Source organism: Pseudonocardia kongjuensis (assembly GCF_039526905.1).
Classification (GTDB): Bacteria; Actinomycetota; Actinomycetes; order Mycobacteriales; family Pseudonocardiaceae; genus Pseudonocardia; species Pseudonocardia kongjuensis.
The window spans coordinates 255,975-275,088 of the sequence record NZ_BAAAJK010000007.1 but is presented as its reverse complement, the minus strand read 5'-3'; the positions used below and the strand labels follow the sequence as shown (position 1 = coordinate 275,088).

Here is a 19,114-nt window from a genome sequence, read left to right as displayed (position 1 = left end):
GGCCGGGGACGACGGCTATGCGCGGCCCGATCGAGTGGCTTTCGGCCGGATTCTGCATTGAACTCGACCCTCGCTCGACGCCGCCAACAATTCTCGGTTACTGTTGAATCGAGTCGGTTCCGGTGCTCTGCATGTCAGTGTCATTGCGTCCGGGTATTGCTTCGGCGTCCGCCGGACCGGTTCGCCCGCATATACCTGCACGGTCTTTCAGGGAGGCTGCGACGATGGCGCAGATCAAAGAGGTCCGGCTCGTCGACGATCTGACCGGCGACGCGGCGGATGAGACGATCGAGTTCGGTCTCGACGGCCGCAACTACGAGATCGATCTGACCGGTGACAACGCGAAGAAGCTGCGCGACGTTCTCGCCGACTACGTGGCCGCCGCCCGGCGTGCGGCCGGCCCGTCCCGGCGGCGCGGTTCCGCGTCGGGTTCCGCCGCCCGCCGCCCGTCGGTCGACCGCGAGCAGAACCAGGCGATCCGCGAGTGGGCCCGCAAGCGCGGGATGAAGGTCTCCGACCGCGGCCGGATCCCGGCCGAGGTGCTCGAGGCCTACCACCAGGAGAACTGAGGGCTTCGCGCGTTGAACCGGTCACACCAGGCAAGGCTCACCTGAGCGGGGCGGCCGGGAGGGGTACCGTCGCCCGGGCCCCTTCCCACCCCCGCACCGGGAGGCAGCCGCCATGGCCCGTCGCGTCACCGAACTCGAGGTCCTCCGGACCGAGCGTCTGAGCCCGCACCTGGTGCGCGTCGTCGCCGGTGGCCCGGGCCTCGCGGCGTTCCCGGAGACCGGGTACACCGACCGCTACGTCAAGATCCTCTTCCTGCGGCCGGGCGTCGACTACCCGGAGCCGTTCGACCTGGACCGGGTGCACGCCGAGCTCCCCCGCGAGCACTGGCCGGTGCAGCGCACCTACACCGTCCGCGCACTCGACCACGACGCCGGCGAGCTCGTCATCGACTTCGTGCACCACGGCGACACCGGCCTCGCCGGGCCGTGGGCGGCGTCGGCCCGGCCGGGCGACCGGCTGCGGCTGGTCGGGCCGGGCGGCGCCTACGCGCCGGATCCCGAGGCCGACTGGCATCTGCTGGTGGGCGACGAGTCCGCGCTGCCCGCGATCTGCGCCGCCCTGGAGCGGATCCCGGCCGGACGCCGGGCCGTCGCGGTGCTGCAGGTCGACGGCCCGGACGACGAGCTGAAGCTCCCCGGCGACGCCGACCTCACCGTGCACTGGCTGCACCGCTCGGCCGTCGGTGGCGACCCGGACAGCGTCCAGCTCCCCGAGGCCGTCCGCGCACTGGACTTCGGCCCGGGCCGGGTGCACGCCTTCGTGCACGGCGAAGCGATCGCGGTCCGTGAGCTGCGCCGCCATCTCGGCCGCGAGCGCGGCGTCCCGCGCGACGACCTGTCGATCTCCGGGTACTGGCGGCGCGGCCGCGACGAGGAGGGCTTCCGCGAGTTCAAGGCGGCCGAGCGGGCCCGCGAGGAGGCGGCCGCGGAGGCCGGCTGACCGCACCCGGGAACACGGCCGGCGGATCGGCTGTTACGCCCGGCAGTCCCTCTGTGCACGTCAGGTGGAGGCGCCGGAGGCCGGTCGACCGATACAGTGGTATGAGGTCTTCCCCCGCGGGGGCGGGCCGGCGCAGTGTCACGCGAGGCGCAGTGCCGGTTCCCGGCGTGCCGGGTCCGGGCAGAAGATGCTGGTCGCGCCGTACGTGAGGCGCAGCAGGCAAGGAGTGCGAATTGTTCGAGAGGTTCACCGACCGAGCGCGACGTGTTGTCGTTCTGGCCCAGGAAGAGGCCAGGATGCTCAACCACAACTACATCGGGACCGAGCACATCCTCCTTGGCCTGATCCACGAGGGTGAGGGTGTCGCCGCGAAGGCACTCGAGTCCCTCGGAATCGCTCTGGAGGGCGTGCGGCAGCAGGTCGAGGAGATCATCGGCCAGGGTCAGCAGGCCCCGTCCGGCCACATCCCGTTCACCCCCAGGGCGAAGAAGGTGCTGGAGCTGTCGCTGCGCGAGGCGCTGCAGCTCGGCCACAACTACATCGGCACCGAGCACATCCTGCTCGGGCTGATCCGCGAGGGCGAGGGTGTCGCGGCCCAGGTGCTGGTCAAGCTCGGCGCCGACCTCAACCGGGTCCGCCAGCAGGTGCTCCAGCTGCTGTCCGGCTACCAGGGCAAGGAGCCCGCCGAGAGCGGCACCGCCGGTCGCGGCGAGGGCACCCCGTCGTCGTCGCTGGTGCTGGACCAGTTCGGTCGCAACCTCACCCAGCAGGCCCGCGAGGGCAAGCTGGACCCGGTCATCGGCCGGGAGAAGGAGATCGAGCGGATCATGCAGGTCCTCTCCCGGAGGACCAAGAACAACCCGGTGCTGATCGGCGAGGCGGGCGTCGGCAAGACGGCCGCGGTCGAGGGGCTGGCCCAGGCGATCATCAAGGGCGAGGTCCCGGAGACGCTGAAGGACAAGCAGCTCTACACCCTCGACCTGGGCTCGCTGGTCGCCGGTTCCCGCTACCGCGGTGACTTCGAGGAGCGCCTCAAGAAGGTGCTCAAGGAGATCCGCACCCGCGGCGACATCATCCTGTTCATCGACGAGATCCACACCCTCGTCGGGGCGGGTGCCGCCGAGGGCGCGATCGACGCGGCCTCGATCCTGAAGCCGATGCTCGCCCGCGGCGAGCTGCAGACGATCGGCGCGACCACGCTCGACGAGTACCGCAAGTACGTCGAGAAGGACCCGGCGCTGGAGCGGCGCTTCCAGCCGATCCAGGTGTCCGAGCCGTCGGTCGCGCACACCATCGAGATCCTCAAGGGCCTGCGCGACCGGTACGAGGCGCACCACCGCGTCACGATCACCGACGACGCGCTGGCCTCGGCCGCCACGCTGGCCGACCGCTACATCAACGACCGCTTCCTCCCGGACAAGGCGATCGACCTGATCGACGAGGCCGGGGCCCGGATGCGCATCCGCCGGATGACCGCTCCGCCGGACCTGCGGGAGTTCGACGAGAAGATCGCGAACGTCCGCCGGGACAAGGAGTCGGCGATCGACGCGCAGGACTTCGAGCGGGCCGCGCACCTGCGCGACCAGGAGAAGACCCTGCTCGGCGAGAAGGCCGAGCGCGAGAAGCAGTGGAAGTCCGGTGACCTCGACGTGGTCGCCGAGGTCGACGGCGAGCAGATCGCCGAGGTGCTGGGCAACTGGACCGGCATCCCGGTGTTCAAGCTGACCGAGGAGGAGACCACCCGGCTGCTGCGCATGGAGGACGAGCTCCACAAGCGCATCATCGGCCAGGAGGACGCCGTCAAGTCGGTCTCCCAGGCGATCCGCCGTACCCGCGCCGGTCTGAAGGACCCGAAGCGCCCGTCCGGCTCCTTCATCTTCGCCGGCCCGTCCGGTGTCGGTAAGACGGAGCTGTCCAAGGCGCTGGCCAACTTCCTGTTCGGCGAGGACGACGCGCTCATCCAGATCGACATGGGTGAGTTCCACGACCGCTACACCGCCTCGCGGCTGTTCGGTGCCCCTCCCGGGTACGTCGGCTACGAGGAGGGCGGCCAGCTCACCGAGAAGGTGCGGCGCAAGCCGTTCTCGGTGGTGCTGTTCGACGAGATCGAGAAGGCGCACCAGGAGATCTACAACACGCTCCTGCAGGTGCTGGAGGACGGGCGTCTCACCGACGGCCAGGGCCGCACGGTCGACTTCAAGAACACCGTGCTGATCTTCACCTCCAACCTGGGCACCCAGGACATCTCGAAGGCCGTGGGGCTGGGCTTCTCCTCCGGCAACGACGAGGCGTCGAACTACGAGCGGATGAAGACCAAGGTCAACGACGAGCTGAAGAAGCACTTCCGCCCGGAGTTCCTGAACCGCATCGACGACATCATCGTCTTCCACCAGCTCAACCAGGAGCAGATCATCGAGATGGTCGACCTGATGATCGGGCGGGTGGAGAAGCAGCTGGCCAACAAGGACATGGCCATCGAGCTCACGGACAACGCCAAGAAGCTGCTGGCGCGCCGCGGGTTCGATCCGGTCCTCGGCGCCCGGCCGCTGCGCCGGACGATCCAGCGCGAGATCGAGGACCAGCTGTCGGAGAAGATCCTCTTCGGCGAGATCGAGGGCGGCCAGATCGTCCTGGTCGACGTCGAGGGGCTCGACACCGACGCACCGGAGGACTCGAAGGCCTACGACGACAAGGCGCACTTCGTGTTCCGCGGAGAGCCGAAGCCGTCGGAGCCGGTCCCGGACACCCCGCCGACCGCGCTGGCCGGCGAGGAGTGAGCTGAGCCCACTCGGTTCCTGATGCAGGGCCCGTCCCGGACGTCCGGGGCGGGCCCTGCGTCGTCTCCGCGGTCACACCTCGCGCAGGTTCCACTCGTGCTGTGGGTGCAGCGGTCCGTCGGTCACGACGAGGTCGTCGATGATGTCGATGACCCGCACACGGTCGTCGCCGACGTAGAGGCTCATTCCGATGTCACACCAGACGGCGGTGCGGCGAAGGCGCTCCTGCACGATGCGCACCGTGTCGATCCGCGAGCCGATGAACCGGGCGAGCGGGAAGTCGGCGTCGACCGGTCCGACCGTGACGTGGCCCAGCTCGCCCATGTCGCACGGACCGTGCGGTTCCCGCCGGTACAGCTCGAGCGCGAGCCGGGTGTGGCACATGACGTGGCCGATCCCCTCGACGTCGAGCCAGACGGTTCCCCGGGAGACGTCGTCGGTGTCCGGGGGAGCCGGGTGGAACCAGTCCGCGGTGACACCGAGCAGTGTCCGACCGGCCAGGTCGTACGGATCGACGCGCTCCCCGAGCGGTGACGGCGGTGGGTGCGGGCGGCGGGTCATCATCCGGACGAGCCCGGCCCAGCGACTCTGCGGACCGGCAGCCGCGATGCGGTCCCGGTCGGTGCGCGGCCGCTCGATCGTGAGCCGGTCCGGCCCTGGCAGACCCGGTTGCGGGATGCCGGAGTGCCAGGCGAACTCGAGCGCCGACAGCCGTCCGTCCCGGACCCGGATCAGCACCGCCCCGATCGGATCTCCGCGGTCGTCGTGGACGACGGCGTCCACCGGGACGATTCCGGCCGGTGCCGGATCGGCGGGCGGGCAGGTCGTGGGTACGTCCAGGTCGACGCTGCCCGATCCGTCGGGCCAGATCCCGGTGACGTGGGCGTGCCGGACCTGCCCGAGGAGCGTGGTCCGCTCCGCCGGATCATCGCGCAGGACGCGCTCCAGGACGGCGCGCTCGCCGGCGCGCAGCGGCCTGGGCGGCCCGGTGCTCGGCATGGAGTTCTCGCTCTCTGGTAGGGGTCAGGTGGCGGACACGTCCGGGTGAGGTCCCTGCCGGAGCCTCGGAGGCGAGGGGGAGGCGCCCTACCGTGCTACTCATGGGTAGGCCGCCGGGAACGGGCGCCGGCCCTGCGCAGGGGGCGGTCACCTTCAGTACGGAAGGCATCGCCCCCCAGCGGCGGGTCCGCCTCTGGGAACAGCACCTGAGCTCGTTCGTCGGCGTCGCCTGCCTGCGGACCGGGAACCTGCCGGTCGCCGAGGTCGTCGACACGGTGGTGAGCAGGCGGCTCCCGCGGATCCACGTCGCCCGGGTCGCGTGGGGACCGCAGGTGATCCGCCGTTCCCCGGCGCGGATCGCCGCGTCCCCCACTGCCGCGGTGCTGCTGTCGGTGACCCTCGCCGGTGAGTCGTTCCTGTACCACCGGGACGGCGTGCACATGCTGGGCGTCGGTGACGCGGTCGCGGTCGACGCGGACCGGCCGTTCCTGCGCGGGTTCCCCCGTGGGCTCACCGAGCTCGTCGTCAAGCTCCCGTATGCGGTGTTCGAGGAGTTCGTCGGCGTGCCGGTGCCACGCTCGCCGCTGTTCGCAGCGGGTGGCGCCCCGGTCGCGGACGTGCTGGCCGGTGCGCTCGACGAGTCCCTCCGGGCTGCCGACCGGCCCGACGCCGAGACGGCGGTCCTGCACCGGGTGCACTCCGCGTTCGCGCGGGCGCCGGAACCCGGGCCGGTCACCACGTTCGACGACGCGTGCGCCTTCATCGACGCCCATGTCGACGACAGCCGGCTGAGCGTCGACCGGGTCGCAGCCGGGGTCGGGATCAGCGCCCGGCAGCTGGCGCGGGTGTTCCGGCAGCACCGGACCACCGTCGGCCGGTCCATCATGGACCGCCGGCTGGACGGTGCGCGGCGGCTGCTCCTCGCCGAGGGCAACGAGCGGATGCCGGTGCGGGAGGTCGCCCGACGGAGCGGGTTCCTGTCCGCGGCACACTTCGCGAGGGCGTTCCGCGCCCGGTTCGGGATGACGCCGACCGGGCTGCGCGACTCGGGCGGCATGCCGGACGCCTGAACCCCGATCTGGAACTGATCCGGCCGGGGCAGCGGCCGGAGCGGATCCTCGGCTGACCAGACGAACTCGACCGCGCTGAGCCGTCCGGCGTCGAGCCGGAGGGTGACGGTCCCGATCGCGTCGCCCCGGTCGTCGACGACGAACGCCGGCATCGGTGGTGGACCGGTCGACGCGGGCCGGGCTGCGGCAGCGCCGGCCGCGACCGCCAGGTCGACGCTCCCCGCGCCGGTACCCGGCCGGATGCCGGTGACCTGCACGTGGGGGACCTGTCGCCGGAGCGCAGCCCCATCGGCGAGATCCGCGTCCAGGAGCGACTGCATGACCGCCCGTTCCGCGGCGACCGGCGGCCGCGGATGCGAGCGGGGCGCCGGCGGCCTGCGGTCCTCGCCCGGGCGGGTCGCGAACCGATCCCGTGCCTCCTCCAGGCAGACCGCGCGGGCCCGCCGCAGATCCGGGGCGTCGATCGGCTCGATCCCCAGGGCGGGTAGCAGATCAGCGGGGACATCTCCGCCGGATGCCCGGCCGACGATGTGGTCCGTGGGCAGCCGCACGGTGACGTACCGGCCCGCGGGGGGCGTCGTCATCCGCGGCCGTGCCCGATGCCGCGGCCCTGGACGGCTTCGCGGGCCGAAGCGGGACGTCCCTGTCGTCGCTCAGCGGAACGGTTCAGCATGCGGCTCCTCAGCGGAAGGGAGTGCCGTCGGTTGTGGGCCGTTGTCGATGTTCTCGAAGTTCGGCGGGCAGCTTGTCGATGACGTCGAGCTGCCGTTCGGTCTGTATGCGGACGGGACCGGCGCCGTGGCGCATCGGGTCGCTCAACCGACGTACTCCTTGCCCGGGCGATGCAGGATGTCGCCGATCCAGACGCAGGTGGTCAGTGAGACGGCGACGGTTGCCTCGGGCTGGGGTGTCTCGGGGCATACTCGTTCCTTTGCGAACAGGCTCGACTGGTCGTGGGCCGACGTCGGTTGTATTCCCGGACTACATGACCGTTGCTGATGGAGCTCCATTCCAGGGTAGTTCTCGAAGACGGCCTGGCAACGGCGACGACAGGAGTCCTTCAGTGACCAGCAGGTCGTCGCCGATGTCCAGGAAGTGCACCCGGCTCGATCCGAAGTGCAGCGAGATCCCGGTCTCGAACCATCTCCCCGAATTGGTGGACCGCTCCTCGACCAGGTGGACCCGGTCGATCTTCTTTCCAAGATGAGGCGCCACGGGAAAGTCTTCGTCGACCTCTGCGACTATGAGAGACCCGATCCCCTCGATCGTGTACGGAGCTACCGGATCGGCGATCACCATCTCCATCCCGTTGAATGCTCGGAACTGAACGCTCCCCATCTGGTTGATATCGAGCCACACTTTTCCGAGTCGGGGCTCCGGGTCGGTGAGCGAGTCCGGGTAGTAGTGCCAGGATGCCGTTGCTCCGGTCACTGTGTGATTCACCAGATCGGATGGCGCAATGTGAGGCCGGCTCATGGAATTTCATTTCTCGAAGTGGCGCAGGGGTCGGCCCGGGTGGTCGGCCGGCTCCAAGGACACCTCCTCACCCGCCCGCCCGGGGGCGCGCACCAGGTGGCGCCGCCATGGAAGGCCGGGTCGGCGAGGCCCCTCGTGCACGGCGCGGGCCTTGTCACGTTCGGTCACCTGCAGCCCGACCGTGTCGGCGGCCGCGACCGCCGGGTTCGGCTCGGCGGCGGCGAACGCCACCGGGCCGACGGCCGGTGCGAGCGCACCGACCGCCAGTGCGGCCGCGGCGGCGACGCCGGTACGGATCCGGGGATTCGCGCACCCCATGTGTGGACCTCCGGTCGGTTCGGACGGCATGCGCGTCCGACGTCCCGGATGCGCAGGGATCGTCACGCGCGGACGGACCGCCGGGGACGAGGCCCCGGCGGGTTCGTGACGCGGTGACGCCCGGGACGGTCGCACCGCGCCGGCCCGGGCCGTGCGCGATGGCGGGGACGGGCAAGGCCGCGTCCGGATCCGGCAAGGGGCCAGGGGCGGACGTCCGGCGGCGGCCGGACGGGTCAGGCCGGGAGGCCGGCCCCGCCCACGACCAGGTCGGCCCGCCCGCGGGTGGACCCGACCAGCCGCGCGTTCGGCTCGTCGGTGCGCTGCACCCACTCCCGCGCCGCGGCGGGGGACCTGCCGAACCGCACGTGCCGGGCCACCAGCCGTTCGAGGCGCAGCGCCTCGTCGGTCTCGTGGAACCAGACCTCGTCGAACGCGGCCCGCACCGCGTGCCACGGCGGCGCGTCGACGAGCAGGTAGTTGCCCTCGCTGACGACCAGCCGGCACTCCGGCGGCACCGGGATCGACCCGGCCACCGGCTGATCGATCTCCCGGTCGAACGCCGGCGCGTACACCGGCCCGGTCTCGCGCCCCGGCGCGGCGCGCAGCCGCTGCAGCAGGGCCGCGTAGCCGGCCGCGTCGAAGGTGTCCGGCGCGCCCTTGCGGCCGGCGCGGCCGAGCCGGGCCAGCTCGACGTCGGCCAGGTGGAAGCCGTCCATCGGGACGTACACCGCGGCCACCCCGGCCGCGGTCAGCGCGCGGACCAGGGCGAGCGCCAGGGTGGTCTTGCCGGCCCCCGGGGCCCCGGCGACGCCGAGCAGTGCCCGCCCGCCCGCCGGGACGAGCCGCGCCGCCCGCTGCACCAGGTCGTCGAACCGCTGCTCCGGCATGCGCACCATGATCCCTGTCCCGGGAGTGTGGCGCGCCGGAACCGGCTCCGGCACTCCCAAGACAGGGATCATGCCCGTGCGGCGGCCGCCGGGGCTACGTTCTCGCCATGAGCTCGGTGCGCCCGGTGCCGGAGACCCGGCTGATGTCCGGCGACCGGCTCTCCGCCGACGACGCCGCGCACACCCTGCGCCGCTACGGCGTGCGGCACCTGCTCGGCACCGGATTCCTGCGCTTCCGCTACGGCGACGGCTTCTCGCACGCCAGGGCGTTCGGCCTGCAGCTGGCGCTGGCCGCGGTGCCGCTGGTGATCGCCGGGGTCGGGCTGTCCGCGGCGGCCGGAGCCGAGGGTGTCTCCGAGGTCGTCGCGCGGACCGTGCTGGCGCTGTCGCCGGGCACCAGCGACGAGCTCGTCCAGCAGGCGGTGACCGGCGCGGATCCGGCACCGCCCGGCGCGGGCGCCGAACGCGACGACACCCCGGCCGGGGAGCGCGGCGAGCTGGTGCTCGGGCTGGGGCTGCTCACCGCGTTCGCGGCGGCCACCTCGGCGTTCGCCCAGCTGGAGCGGGGCGCGAACCGGATCTACGGCACCGAGCGGGACCGGCCGGCGCTCGCGAAGTACGCCCGCGCCGCGCTGCTCACCGCCACCGCGGGGGTCGCGATGGCGGCCGGGCTGCTGCTGATCGTCGCCGGTGAGCCGTTCGGGGACGCGGTGCGCGAGGTGTACCGCTGGGGCCCGGCCGCGGAGACCGTGTGGGACGTCGTCCGCTGGCCGGCCGGGCTCGCCCTGCTGGTCGTCGCGGTCACCGCGCTGCTGCGGTTCGCCCCGCGGCGCCGCCAGCCGGGCCTGTCCTGGCTGGGCGTGGGTGCGACGGTGACGGTGCTGGCCTGGCTGGCCGGATCCGGGCTGCTCGCGCTGTACGTGGCCTCCGCCGACAACTTCGGCGCGACCTACGGCCCGCTGACCGCGGTGATGGCGCTGCTGATCTGGGCGAACGTCACCGGGGTGGCGCTGCTGGCCGGGGTGGCGCTGGCCGCGCAGCTGGAGGCCGTCCGGGCCGGTGAGGACGACCCGCGGCTGCCCGACTCCGACGACGACGGCATCCCCGACCAAACCGACCCGCACTGACGGCCACGACGGATCAGCCGGGCAGGTCCGGGCCGGGCAGGTCCAGCACGCGGTGGTCCCCGGCCGGCAGCGCGGCCCGCAACCGCTCCCGCAGCTCGTCGTCCGGGTCGGTGCGCAGCAGCGCGAGCAGCGCGTCCGGATCGCCGGAGCGGAGCACCGCGGTCCGGGTCGCGGCCACCAGGTGCTCCCGCTCGGCCCGCACCCCCGGCGACTCCGAGGTCGGCAGCAACGGCCCCCGGGCCGCCTCGGCCGCGGCGTCGCGCACCCGGCCGTCGCGCAGCGCCTCGCGCAGCCGGAGGAAGTCGGCGTCCACCCGGGCGGCGAGCCGGTAGGGCTGGGTGCGCACGGTGCCCTCGCCGACGCAGCGGCGCAGGCGGTGCATCTCGGCCCGGACGGTGATCGGGCGGCCCTCGTCGCCGTAGAGCGCACCGGCGAGCTGGTCGGCGGTCATCCCCTCGGGGTGCAGCGCGAGCAGGGTGAGCACCTCGGCGTGCCGCAGGCCGAGCCGCAGCGGCCGCCCGTCCCGGCGGGCCACCGGCGCGCGGGCCCCGAGGAACGGCAGGGTCAGCGTCGGCAGCACCGGACCGGCCGGTGCGGGCACCCGGAGCAGCCAGCCCTCGCCGAGCGGTTCCAGGACGGCCTCCGCGCCGCCGTCGAGCACGATCCGGTCGCCGCGCTCGGGCAGCGGCACCCGGGCCGGGAAGCGGTGCGCCGGGGTCGCCGCCAGCACCCGGCCGCGCGGCGAGAGCAGCGCGCCGGGCACGTCGCCGAGCCGGGCCAGGTGCGGCAGGTTGGTGTCCCGCAACCGCCGGTCGCGCTCCTCGGTCAGCGCCGCCAGCCGGTGCTCGGCGAGCCGGGCGGCCGCGGTGACCAGCGACAGCGTCATCGGATGGAAGGTCTCCTCCGGCCCGGTGACGTCGACCGCGCCGAGCTGGCGGCCGGTCTCCGGGTCGTGCACCGGCGCGGCCGCGCAGGTCCACGGGTGGTAGGCGCTCACCAGGTGCTCGGCCGAGTGGATCCGGACCGGCCGGTCGTCGGACAGCGCGGTGCCCATCGCGTTGGTCCCGACCGCGTCCTCGCTCCAGCGGGTGCCCTCGACGAGCTCCACCCGCTCGGCCCGGCGCAGCACCTCCCGGGCGCCCTCGCGCCACAGGATGTGCCCGCGCTCGTCGGTCACGATCATCATGTGCCGGGCCTGCTCGGCCGCGGCGACGAGGGTCTCCCGCAACACGGGCAGCACCCGCGCCAGCGGATGCCCCGCGCGCAGCTCGGCGACCTCGCCGGGCTGGTAGGGGTGCGTCGGCCGGGACCGCTCCGGATCGACGGCGGCGGCCAGCGAGCGCTCCCAGGACGCCCGGATCTCCGGGCGCAGCTCCGGCGCGGCCGAGCCGGTCAGCGCGGCACCGCGGGCCCGCTCCAGTGCGGCTCGTTCACGCGTCACGACACTCACCCTACGGTTAGCTCAGCCTTACCTGAATCGAATCCGCGTGATCGGCACTCACCGGAGGTTCAGGTTCCGCATCTGCGTGCAACTCTCGTGCAACCCCCACCTTCCTAGTGTCCGGCATCACGCGCAACGACTGCGACATCTCCCACGGGAAGGACCAACGATGGCCACGTACGCGGCACCGGGTCAGCCGGACAGCGTCGTCTCGTTCAAGCCCCGCTACGACCACTTCATCGGGGGCGAGTACGTCGCGCCGGCCAAGGGGCAGTACTTCGAGAACCCGACGCCGATCACCGGGCAGAACTTCACCGAGGTCGCCCGCGGCACCGCCGACGACGTCGAGAAGGCGCTCGACGCGGCGCACGCGGCCGCGCCGGCCTGGGGCAAGACCTCGCCGACCGAGCGGGCGAACATCCTGAACAAGATGGCCGACCGGATCGAGGCGAACCTCGAGGCCGTCGCGATCGCCGAGTCCTGGGAGAACGGCAAGGCCTGCCGGGAGACCCTGGCCGCCGACATCCCGCTGGCGATCGACCACCTGCGCTACTTCGCCGGGGCGATCCGCGCGCAGGAGGGCGGGCTGTCCCAGATCGACGACGACACCGTCGCCTACCACTTCCACGAGCCGCTCGGCGTGGTCGGCCAGATCATCCCGTGGAACTTCCCGATCCTGATGGCGATCTGGAAGCTGGCACCGGCGCTCGCCGCGGGCAACGCGGTCGTCCTCAAGCCGGCCGAGCAGACCCCGGCCTCGATCCACGTGCTGCTGGACCTGGTCGCCGACCTGCTCCCGCCGGGTGTGGTCAACATCGTCAACGGGTTCGGGGTCGAGGCGGGCAAGCCGCTGGCGTCGAACAAGCGGATCTCGAAGATCGCCTTCACCGGTGAGACCACCACCGGCCGGCTGATCATGCAGTACGCCTCGGAGAACCTGATCCCGGTCACCCTGGAGCTGGGCGGCAAGAGCCCGAACATCTTCTTCGACGACGTCGCCACCCAGCAGGACGCGTTCTACGACAAGGCGCTCGAGGGCTTCGCGATGTTCGCCCTCAACCAGGGCGAGGTGTGCACCTGCCCGTCCCGCGCGCTGATCCAGGGCGGCATCTACTCCGAGTTCCTGGAGCAGGCGGTCAAGCGCACCGAGCAGATCAAGCAGGGCAACCCGCTCGACACCGACACCCAGATCGGTGCGCAGGCGTCCAACGACCAGTTCGAGAAGATCCTGTCCTACATCGACATCGGTCGTCAGGAGGGGGCCAAGGTCCTCACCGGCGGCGAGAAGGCCGATCTGGGTGGCGACCTCGCGGGCGGCTACTACATCAAGCCGACCGTGTTCGAGGGCAACAACCAGATGCGGATCTTCCAGGAGGAGATCTTCGGCCCGGTCGTCTCGGTGGCCCGCTTCTCCGACTACGACGACGCCATCCGGACCGCCAACGACACGCTCTACGGCCTCGGCGCCGGCGTGTGGAGCCGGGATGCGAACACCGCCTACCGGGCGGGCCGCGACATCCAGGCCGGCCGGGTGTGGGTGAACAACTACCACGCCTACCCGGCGCACGCGGCGTTCGGCGGCTACAAGCAGTCCGGCATCGGGCGGGAGAACCACAAGCAGATGCTCGACCACTACCAGCAGACCAAGAACGTCCTGCAGAGCTACTCGCCGAACGCGCTGGGCTTCTTCTGATGGGGCAGCCGGACGCCGCCGTCACCCCCAGGGTGGCGCTGACGCCGGCCGCCGCCGATCTGCTGGTGAAGCTCACCGAGCTGCACGGTCCGCTGATGTTCCACCAGTCCGGCGGATGCTGCGACGGCAGCGCCCCGATGTGCTACCCGGACGGTGACTTCAAGACCGGCGGCTCGGACGTCCATCTGGGGGACCTCCGGGTGGACGGGATCGAGAAGCCGATCGGCTTCTGGATGTCGGCGTCACAGTTCGAATACTGGAAGCACACCCATCTCACCGTCGACGTGGTGAAGGGACGGGGCAGCGGGTTCTCGGTCGAGGCGCCGGAGGGCGTCCGGTTCCTGATCCGCTCCCGGCTGTTCACCGACGACGAGTGGCGGTCACTGAACGACGACTGACCCATCGCGGGCCCGGACCGGTGTGTCCGGGCCCGCGGTGTGTCCGGACGAAGGAGGACACCGATGTCCGCACCGCACACCCTGCGCGGGCTGATGGGGCTGCCGGTCGAGCCGGCCCCGCTGGGCCGCTCCGCCCTGATCATGATCGACCTGCAGAACACCTACACCGAGGGCGTGATGCGCCTGGAGAACGTCGAGCCGGCCCTGGCGGAGGCCGCCGCGCTGCTCGACCGGGCGCGCTCCGCGGGCGCCCGGGTGATCCACGTGCAGCACGACGCGGGCGAGGGCAGCCCGTACGACGTCACCGCCCCGATCGGCGCGATCCACGACTCGGTGGCGCCGCGGGACGGCGAGGCCGTCGTGGTCAAGAACTTCCCGAGCGCCTTCGTGCACACCGGCCTGGCCGACCTGCTGGAGGGCTACCAGGACCTGGTCCTCGCCGGGTTCATGACGCACATGTGCGTCAACTCGACGGCCCGCAGCGCGTTCTCCGCCGGGCACGTCCCGACCGTGGTCGCCGCGGCCACCGCCACCCGGGACCTGCCCGGGGTGGACGGCACCGTCCGGGCCGCCGAGGTGCACTCCGCCGCGCTGGCCGGGCTCGCCGACCTGCCGGCGATCGTGGTGCCCGGTCAGAAGTCCGTGCCGGACTGAGCGGCCGCCCGGGCGTCGAGCAGCTCGTCGATCGCGGCGAGGGTCGCAGCGGCCCCCGCCGCGATGCCGACGCCGCGGCCGTGCCGCACCTGCGGCTCCCGGACGTTGATCCGGACCAGCGCGCCGGTCGCGGCCGAGGCCAGCTCGGAGCGGCGGCGCACGGTCGGCAGTGCGGTGCCCGCCCCCAGCTCGACGACGGCGAGCCCGGCCCGGTGCCGGGCCAGCCAGTCGACGTGCCGCTGCAGCGCCGGCTCGGCGTGCGAGGCGTCCCAGCCGGCGTCGCCGAACATCAGGATCGCCGGCCGGGCGAGCCCGCCGCAGCCGGGACAGGACGGCAGCGGGCCGGTCGCGCGCATGCTGTCCGGGTCGATCGCCACGTCGACGCCGTCGGCCGGCCACACGCCGTACCCGCACAGCCGCAGGCACTGCAGGTGGTGGATCGAGCCGTGCACCTCGGCGACGTCCCCGGCGGGGAACCCGGCGCGCTGGAACTGACCATCCACGTTGGACGTGAGCACGGTCGTCGGGACGCGCCCGGCCCAGCGCCGCAGGACGTCGAACCCGGCGTGCGGGACGGTCCGCCGGTACAGGTGCAGGCGGTGCCCGTAGAAGCCCCAGGCCAGCGCCGGATCGTCGGTGAAGTGCTCCGGATCGGCGAGCTCGACGAACCGCAGCCCGAGCCGGGCGTACGGCGGGTAGGCGCGCCAGAAGCCCTCGTCGCCGCGGAAGTCCGGCAGGCCCGAGTCGACGCCCATCCCCGCCCCGGCGGTGACCAGCAGCGCGTCGGCGCCGCCGATCAGCGCCGCGGCGGAGCGCAGGTCCGGATCGATCAGGACCCCGCCGCGATCTGCTCGAGATCGACGACCTCGAACTCCAGCAGCGAGGCGCCGGTGGCGACCGGCTTCGGCGAGCGCGCACCGGAGTGCGCCTCGGCGGCGGGCCCGTCCCGCCACGCCTGGAACGCCTCCTCGGTCTCCCAGTGGGTGACCACGAAGTACCGGTCGTCCCCGGAGACCGGGCGGAGCAGCTGGAACGAGATGAACCCGGGCTGCCCGTCGACGGCGTGCAGGCGGTTCGCGAACCGCTTCTCCAGCTCCGGCCCGGCGTTCTCCGGGACGTCGATCGCGTTGATCTTCACTACGGCCATGCACCCACGTTAGCCCGGACCGGCCCCGTCGACGCGCATCCGCCAGGCGTCGCCGACGAGTTCGGCCAGCCGGTCCACGCCGACCCGCTCCAGGTGCACCAGGACCAGCGGGAACGGCTCGTGTCCCGGGTCGGTGGAGAACAGCTCCGGCTCGCCGCGCAGCAGCGCCTGCTTCTCCGCCTCGTCCCCGACGTAGAGCACCGCGATGTCGGTCCGGATCACCCGGCGGCGGCCCGGCACCCGCTCCGGATAGGACCACACGAACCCCTTGCCACGGACCCGGAAGTCGAACCCGTCGCCAGGGTTCTCCACGGCGCCGTCCAGCCCGAGGGCGATCCGGCGCACGTCGTGCTCGTCGGCCACGGGTGCAGCCTAGGGTCGGCCCGTGCGTTCCTCCGACGGCGTCGAGCTGGCCGTCTTCGCGTTCGGCGGCCGCGGGCGGCCGATCGTGCTGCTGCACGGCCTGATGAGCTGCGCCGCGAGCTGGGAGCCGCGCGCGGCGGCGCTGACACCGTACGGCCGGGTACTGGCGCCGGACGCGCGCGGGCACGGGCGCTCCGGCCGGCCGGCCGGAGCGGACCCGGCGGCCTGGTCGCCGGACCGGCTGGCCCGCGACGTCGTCGAGCTGCTGGGGCGCACCGGGCCGGCCGCACTGGTCGGCCACTCGATGGGCGGACTGTCCGCGCTGCTGGCCGCCGCCCGTCGGCCGGACCTGGTCACCGCGGTCGTCGCCGAGGACCCGCCACCGGACCTGACCGGCAGCCCGCCGGGGCTGCTCGACGACATGCGCGCCTGGTTCGGCGCGGTCGCCGGGCCGCACCCGTCCCGGGCGGCGCTGGCGGCGGTGCTCGGCCGGCCGCGGCCCGAGGTGGGCGAGCACATGGGGCGCTGCGCCGTCCGCCGCGCCGACGGCTGGTGGCTCGCCTGCGACGTCGACGACGCCTGCGCGATCGCCGCGCACTGGCTGCGCCGCGGCCTGCTCGACGAGCTGTCGGCGGTCCGCGTCCCGCTGCTGGTGATCGAGGCGGGGGAGTCGGTCGCCCCACCGGGGCAGCTCGCGCTGCTCGCCGCCCGGGTGCCGGGCGCCCGGCACGTCCGGCTGCCCGGGACCGGCCATCTCGTGCACGACGCGGACCCGGCCGGCTGGGCCGGGGCGGTGACCGCGCTGCTCGGCGCCACCGGTCAGTGAGCGAGCACCTCGGTCGCCCCGGTGCGCGAGTCGTGCAGCTCCACGGCGACGATCCGGGCCCGCACCGGCGGCACCGGGTGCAGCAGCGCGAACGCCTCCGCCGGCCGCCCGGTGGCCAGCACCACGTGCGGCAGCCAGGAGCCGGGCAGGTGCGCGGCGTGCGGCCCGCGGACCCGTCCGGCCAGCGCGTCGTGCACCGCCGTGTGCACCGCGAGCACCTCCGGGTCGGTGACGGCGGCGAGCACCAGCGCATCGTCGTCGCCGGTCCGGGAGCCGAGCGTGGCCAGCCAGAGCGCGGGCAGCGCGACCAGCCGCAGCTCGGCCACCAGGGCGTGTCTGGCCGGTCCTGGGACGGTCCCGGCGGCGGCGACGGTGACCACCGGATCGCCGCCCGCGGCGGGCAGCCCGGCGGCGGTGAGCCGGGCCCGCAGCCCTGCCAGCTCGCCCACCGCGGCGGGATCGAGCCGGAACCGGACGGTCGCGGGCATCAGGCGGGCAGCGCGAAGCGGCCGTCGTCGGTCTGCTCGGCGAGGCCGTCGACCAGCAGCGAGTGCAGGCAGCGGTCGCGCTGCCCGGCGTCCGGCCAGACCGCGTCCAGCTCGGCCCGCCGGACCGGGCCGGGGGCGCCGCGCAGCACGTCCATCAGCTTCCCGCGGACCTGCCGGTCGGTCCCGGCGAAGCCCTGCACCGGTTTGCGCGGGCCGTCGTAGGCGGGCCTGCCCGCGGCCACCCAGGCGCACTCCGCCTCGACCGGGCAGAGCGGGCAGCGCGGTGCCCGCGCGGTGCAGACCACCGCGCCGAGCTCCATCAGCCCGGCCGAGACGACCGCCGCGGTCGCGTCGTCCGGCGGCAGGAGCGCGTCGACGTCGGCGAGATCGGCACGGGTCCGGGCCGGGCCGGCGTCGCCGTGGGCGTGCACGGCGCGGGCCACCACCCGCCGGACGTTGGTGTCGACCACCGGGGCCCGCAGCCCGAAGCCGAACGCGGCGACCGCGCGCGCGGTGTAGGAGCCGACGCCCGGCAGCGCCTCCAGCGCGTCCACGTCCGACGGGACGGCGTCGCCGTGCTCCCGGGCGATGGCGGCCGCGGCGTCGTGCAGCCGGATCGCCCGGCGCGGGTAGCCGAGCTTGCCCCAGGCGCGCAGCACGTCCGCCCGCGGCGCGGCGGCCAGCGCGGACGGTGCGGGCCAGCGCCGCATCCACTCGGTCCAGACCGGCTCGACCCGGGCCACCGGGGTCTGCTGCAGCATGAACTCGCTGACCAGCACCCCCCACGGCGTCGTGCCCGGGCGCCGCCACGGAAGGTCCCGGGCATGCGCGGAGAACCACGGGTGGATCCGCTCGGCCAGCACCCCTCCAGTGTCGCGGGTGCCCGGACGTGATCACGGATCGGGCACCCGGAGCGGCACCGGGCGACCGTCCCGGTGCCGGATCCGTGATCATCGCCCCTGGTCGGGTGCGGCCGGGGCGGTTCCGACGGGGACGTCCGGGCACGGTCGGTCGGTGCCGGTGCCCCCCGGTCACCCGGTGGCGCGTCCCCCGTTCCCTCACAGGGGTACAACCGCGCCGACCTGCTCCGCACCGGCGCGGCGCCGACGACATCGAGTAATCATCGATCTACCGTCAGTGACATGTTGGACCCGGTGGGACCCCTGCCGGCGTCGGTCTACTGGCGTCGGCGCGCAGTCGCGGTGGGCGTCGCGCTGCTCGCGCTGTTCGCCCTGCTGTGGCTGACCACCTGGCTGCTCATCCCCGGAGCGGCCGGCGAGGACACCACACCGACCGGTGCCGCAGCGGTGTCCACCCCCGACAGCGGAGCGGCGGCTCCGGCATCCCCGGCCCCGGAGTCCCCAGCCCCGGGCGCACCGCAGCCGCCGCTCCCCGCCACCGCCGGCCCCGGACCGGCGGACGAGAGGGAGTCCACCGGGCCCGCGGCCCCGAACGCGGGCCCGGTGGACGAGACGGTGCGGCCCGACGACACCCCGCGCCCGTCGGTGCCGGTGCCGGACGCCACGCCGTCCCCCGCGACCGGCCCGGTGCCCTGCGCCGACGGGATGATCGAGGTGCGGGCCGAGACCGGGCAGCCGAGCTACCCGGCCGACGCCCGCCCGGAGCTGCGGCTGGTGGTCACCAACGTGTCCGGCGAGCCGTGCGTGCGCGACCTGGACGGTGCGGAGCAGGAGATCGCGGTGTGGAGCGGCGACGGCGCGGACAAGCTCTGGTCGTCCAACGACTGCTCGAACCCGGCCACCGACGACCTGCGCACCCTGGTGCCCGGCGAGCCGGTCGCGTTCGCGGTGACCTGGAGCGGGCTGCGGTCCGATCCCGGCTGCGCGGCCGAGCGGGCCCGGGTCGAGCCCGGCGGCTACCGGGTGCTGGCCCGGCTCGGCGGGGTGGTCAGCGCGCCGGCCCCGCTGCTGATGGGCTGAC

At 73.5% G+C, this 19,114-nt stretch carries 21 protein-coding genes; 10 read left to right on the top strand and 11 right to left on the bottom strand.

Going from position 1 to position 19,114, the window contains the following annotated elements; translation table 11 throughout:
• Window positions 1-224: 224 nt before the first annotated feature.
• From ABD160_RS11600 to ABD160_RS11590, 3 genes are all read left to right on the top strand, one after another.
• Entirely contained in the window at window positions 225-569 is a 345-nt protein-coding gene (locus ABD160_RS11600) for a histone-like nucleoid-structuring protein Lsr2 (RefSeq protein ID WP_344021394.1), read from the top strand.
• A 112-nt stretch (window positions 570-681) separates the two neighbouring features.
• Entirely contained in the window at window positions 682-1,509 is an 828-nt protein-coding gene (locus ABD160_RS11595; RefSeq protein ID WP_344021392.1) for a siderophore-interacting protein, read from the top strand.
• A gap of 233 nt (window positions 1,510-1,742) precedes the next feature.
• Window positions 1,743-4,286 (top strand): ATP-dependent Clp protease ATP-binding subunit, encoded by a 2,544-nt coding sequence (locus ABD160_RS11590; RefSeq protein ID WP_344021390.1) that lies wholly within the window; start codon window positions 1,743-1,745, stop codon window positions 4,284-4,286.
• Window positions 4,287-4,358: 72 nt separating this feature from the next.
• Here ABD160_RS11590 and ABD160_RS11585 read toward each other — a convergent pair whose 3' ends face one another.
• Complete coding sequence (locus tag ABD160_RS11585; RefSeq protein ID WP_344021388.1) at window positions 4,359-5,285, bottom strand: hypothetical protein; 927 nt, start codon at window positions 5,283-5,285, stop codon at window positions 4,359-4,361.
• 101 nt (window positions 5,286-5,386) lie between these two features.
• Here ABD160_RS11585 and ABD160_RS11580 point away from each other — a divergent pair, with 101 nt between their 5' ends.
• Window positions 5,387-6,355, top strand: coding sequence for a helix-turn-helix transcriptional regulator (locus tag ABD160_RS11580; RefSeq protein ID WP_344021385.1), 969 nt, complete (start codon window positions 5,387-5,389; stop codon window positions 6,353-6,355).
• A gap of 681 nt (window positions 6,356-7,036) precedes the next feature.
• On the opposite strand, the gene ABD160_RS11575 is transcribed toward ABD160_RS11580, so the two are convergent.
• The 4 genes from ABD160_RS11575 to ABD160_RS11560 form a co-directional block, all read right to left on the bottom strand.
• Window positions 7,037-7,174: a hypothetical protein gene (locus ABD160_RS11575; RefSeq protein ID WP_344021383.1), complete on the bottom strand. Its 138-nt coding sequence runs from the start codon at window positions 7,172-7,174 to the stop codon at window positions 7,037-7,039.
• Between the two features lie 162 nt (window positions 7,175-7,336).
• Window positions 7,337-7,786, bottom strand: a complete 450-nt coding sequence (locus tag ABD160_RS11570; RefSeq protein WP_344021381.1) for a hypothetical protein — start codon at window positions 7,784-7,786, stop codon at window positions 7,337-7,339.
• 51 nt (window positions 7,787-7,837) lie between these two features.
• Complete coding sequence (locus ABD160_RS11565; protein WP_344021379.1) at window positions 7,838-8,149, bottom strand: hypothetical protein; 312 nt, start codon at window positions 8,147-8,149, stop codon at window positions 7,838-7,840.
• A 233-nt stretch (window positions 8,150-8,382) separates the two neighbouring features.
• Window positions 8,383-9,045, bottom strand: coding sequence for a nucleoside/nucleotide kinase family protein (locus tag ABD160_RS11560; protein ID WP_344021377.1), 663 nt, complete (start codon window positions 9,043-9,045; stop codon window positions 8,383-8,385).
• A 98-nt stretch (window positions 9,046-9,143) separates the two neighbouring features.
• On the opposite strand from ABD160_RS11560, the gene ABD160_RS11555 reads away from it, so the two are divergent.
• Window positions 9,144-10,163, top strand: a complete 1,020-nt coding sequence (locus ABD160_RS11555; protein ID WP_344021375.1) for a YihY/virulence factor BrkB family protein — start codon at window positions 9,144-9,146, stop codon at window positions 10,161-10,163.
• A 13-nt stretch (window positions 10,164-10,176) separates the two neighbouring features.
• Here the strand turns inward: ABD160_RS11555 and ABD160_RS11550 are convergent, their stop codons facing one another.
• Window positions 10,177-11,604, bottom strand: a complete 1,428-nt coding sequence (locus tag ABD160_RS11550) for a GAF domain-containing protein (protein ID WP_344021373.1) — start codon at window positions 11,602-11,604, stop codon at window positions 10,177-10,179.
• Between the two features lie 169 nt (window positions 11,605-11,773).
• On the opposite strand from ABD160_RS11550, the gene adh reads away from it, so the two are divergent.
• The 3 genes from adh to ABD160_RS11535 all read left to right on the top strand — a co-directional run bounded on the left by adh (window position 11,774) and on the right by ABD160_RS11535 (window position 14,349).
• Entirely contained in the window at window positions 11,774-13,297 is a 1,524-nt protein-coding gene (gene adh, locus ABD160_RS11545; protein WP_344021370.1) for an aldehyde dehydrogenase, read from the top strand.
• Window positions 13,297-13,695, top strand: coding sequence for a DUF779 domain-containing protein (locus ABD160_RS11540; RefSeq protein WP_344021368.1), 399 nt, complete (start codon window positions 13,297-13,299; stop codon window positions 13,693-13,695). The genes adh and ABD160_RS11540 overlap by 1 nt, the downstream gene beginning before the upstream one ends.
• A gap of 63 nt (window positions 13,696-13,758) precedes the next feature.
• Window positions 13,759-14,349 (top strand): cysteine hydrolase family protein, encoded by a 591-nt coding sequence (locus ABD160_RS11535; RefSeq protein WP_344021366.1) that lies wholly within the window; start codon window positions 13,759-13,761, stop codon window positions 14,347-14,349.
• On the opposite strand, the gene ABD160_RS11530 is transcribed toward ABD160_RS11535, so the two are convergent.
• From ABD160_RS11530 to ABD160_RS11520, 3 genes are all read right to left on the bottom strand, one after another.
• On the bottom strand, window positions 14,328-15,104 hold the full coding sequence (locus tag ABD160_RS11530) for an SIR2 family NAD-dependent protein deacylase (protein WP_425563601.1): 777 nt from the start codon (window positions 15,102-15,104) through the stop codon (window positions 14,328-14,330). The genes ABD160_RS11535 and ABD160_RS11530 overlap by 22 nt on opposite strands.
• Before the next feature lie 74 nt (window positions 15,105-15,178).
• Complete coding sequence (locus ABD160_RS11525; protein WP_344021364.1) at window positions 15,179-15,496, bottom strand: antibiotic biosynthesis monooxygenase family protein; 318 nt, start codon at window positions 15,494-15,496, stop codon at window positions 15,179-15,181.
• Between the two features lie 9 nt (window positions 15,497-15,505).
• Window positions 15,506-15,859, bottom strand: coding sequence for an MmcQ/YjbR family DNA-binding protein (locus tag ABD160_RS11520; protein WP_344021362.1), 354 nt, complete (start codon window positions 15,857-15,859; stop codon window positions 15,506-15,508).
• A gap of 22 nt (window positions 15,860-15,881) precedes the next feature.
• On the opposite strand from ABD160_RS11520, the gene ABD160_RS11515 reads away from it, so the two are divergent.
• Window positions 15,882-16,685 (top strand): alpha/beta fold hydrolase, encoded by an 804-nt coding sequence (locus tag ABD160_RS11515; RefSeq protein WP_344021360.1) that lies wholly within the window; start codon window positions 15,882-15,884, stop codon window positions 16,683-16,685.
• On the opposite strand, the gene ABD160_RS11510 is transcribed toward ABD160_RS11515, so the two are convergent.
• Together ABD160_RS11510 and ABD160_RS11505 are read right to left on the bottom strand one after the other, a co-directional pair.
• Window positions 16,679-17,173, bottom strand: a complete 495-nt coding sequence (locus ABD160_RS11510) for a 2'-5' RNA ligase family protein (protein ID WP_344021358.1) — start codon at window positions 17,171-17,173, stop codon at window positions 16,679-16,681. The two genes, ABD160_RS11515 and ABD160_RS11510, sit on opposite strands and share 7 nt — an antisense overlap.
• Window positions 17,173-18,036, bottom strand: a complete 864-nt coding sequence (locus ABD160_RS11505; RefSeq protein ID WP_344021356.1) for an HhH-GPD family protein — start codon at window positions 18,034-18,036, stop codon at window positions 17,173-17,175. The genes ABD160_RS11510 and ABD160_RS11505 overlap by 1 nt, the downstream gene beginning before the upstream one ends.
• A 279-nt stretch (window positions 18,037-18,315) precedes the next feature.
• Between ABD160_RS11505 and ABD160_RS11500 the strand changes: the two genes are divergently transcribed.
• Window positions 18,316-19,113: a hypothetical protein gene (locus tag ABD160_RS11500; protein ID WP_344021354.1), complete on the top strand. Its 798-nt coding sequence runs from the start codon at window positions 18,316-18,318 to the stop codon at window positions 19,111-19,113.
• Window position 19,114: the final 1 nt, after the last annotated feature.

Coding starts and splice junctions, on each gene's coding strand:
- ABD160_RS11600 (WP_344021394.1), top strand. CDS start 225: ATGGCGCAGATCAAAGAGGTCCGGCTCGTCGACGATCTGACCGGCGAC.
- ABD160_RS11595 (WP_344021392.1), top strand. CDS start 682: ATGGCCCGTCGCGTCACCGAACTCGAGGTCCTCCGGACCGAGCGTCTG.
- ABD160_RS11585 (WP_344021388.1), bottom strand. CDS start 5,285: ATGCCGAGCACCGGGCCGCCCAGGCCGCTGCGCGCCGGCGAGCGCGCC.
- ABD160_RS11580 (WP_344021385.1), top strand. CDS start 5,387: ATGGGTAGGCCGCCGGGAACGGGCGCCGGCCCTGCGCAGGGGGCGGTC.
- ABD160_RS11565 (WP_344021379.1), bottom strand. CDS start 8,149: ATGGGGTGCGCGAATCCCCGGATCCGTACCGGCGTCGCCGCCGCGGCC.
- ABD160_RS11560 (WP_344021377.1), bottom strand. CDS start 9,045: ATGGTGCGCATGCCGGAGCAGCGGTTCGACGACCTGGTGCAGCGGGCG.
- ABD160_RS11555 (WP_344021375.1), top strand. CDS start 9,144: ATGAGCTCGGTGCGCCCGGTGCCGGAGACCCGGCTGATGTCCGGCGAC.
- adh (WP_344021370.1), top strand. CDS start 11,774: ATGGCCACGTACGCGGCACCGGGTCAGCCGGACAGCGTCGTCTCGTTC.
- ABD160_RS11540 (WP_344021368.1), top strand. CDS start 13,297: ATGGGGCAGCCGGACGCCGCCGTCACCCCCAGGGTGGCGCTGACGCCG.
- ABD160_RS11535 (WP_344021366.1), top strand. CDS start 13,759: ATGTCCGCACCGCACACCCTGCGCGGGCTGATGGGGCTGCCGGTCGAG.
- ABD160_RS11530 (WP_425563601.1), bottom strand. CDS start 15,104: ATGGGCGTCGACTCGGGCCTGCCGGACTTCCGCGGCGACGAGGGCTTC.
- ABD160_RS11525 (WP_344021364.1), bottom strand. CDS start 15,496: ATGGCCGTAGTGAAGATCAACGCGATCGACGTCCCGGAGAACGCCGGG.
- ABD160_RS11510 (WP_344021358.1), bottom strand. CDS start 17,173: ATGCCCGCGACCGTCCGGTTCCGGCTCGATCCCGCCGCGGTGGGCGAG.
- ABD160_RS11500 (WP_344021354.1), top strand. CDS start 18,316: ATGTTGGACCCGGTGGGACCCCTGCCGGCGTCGGTCTACTGGCGTCGG.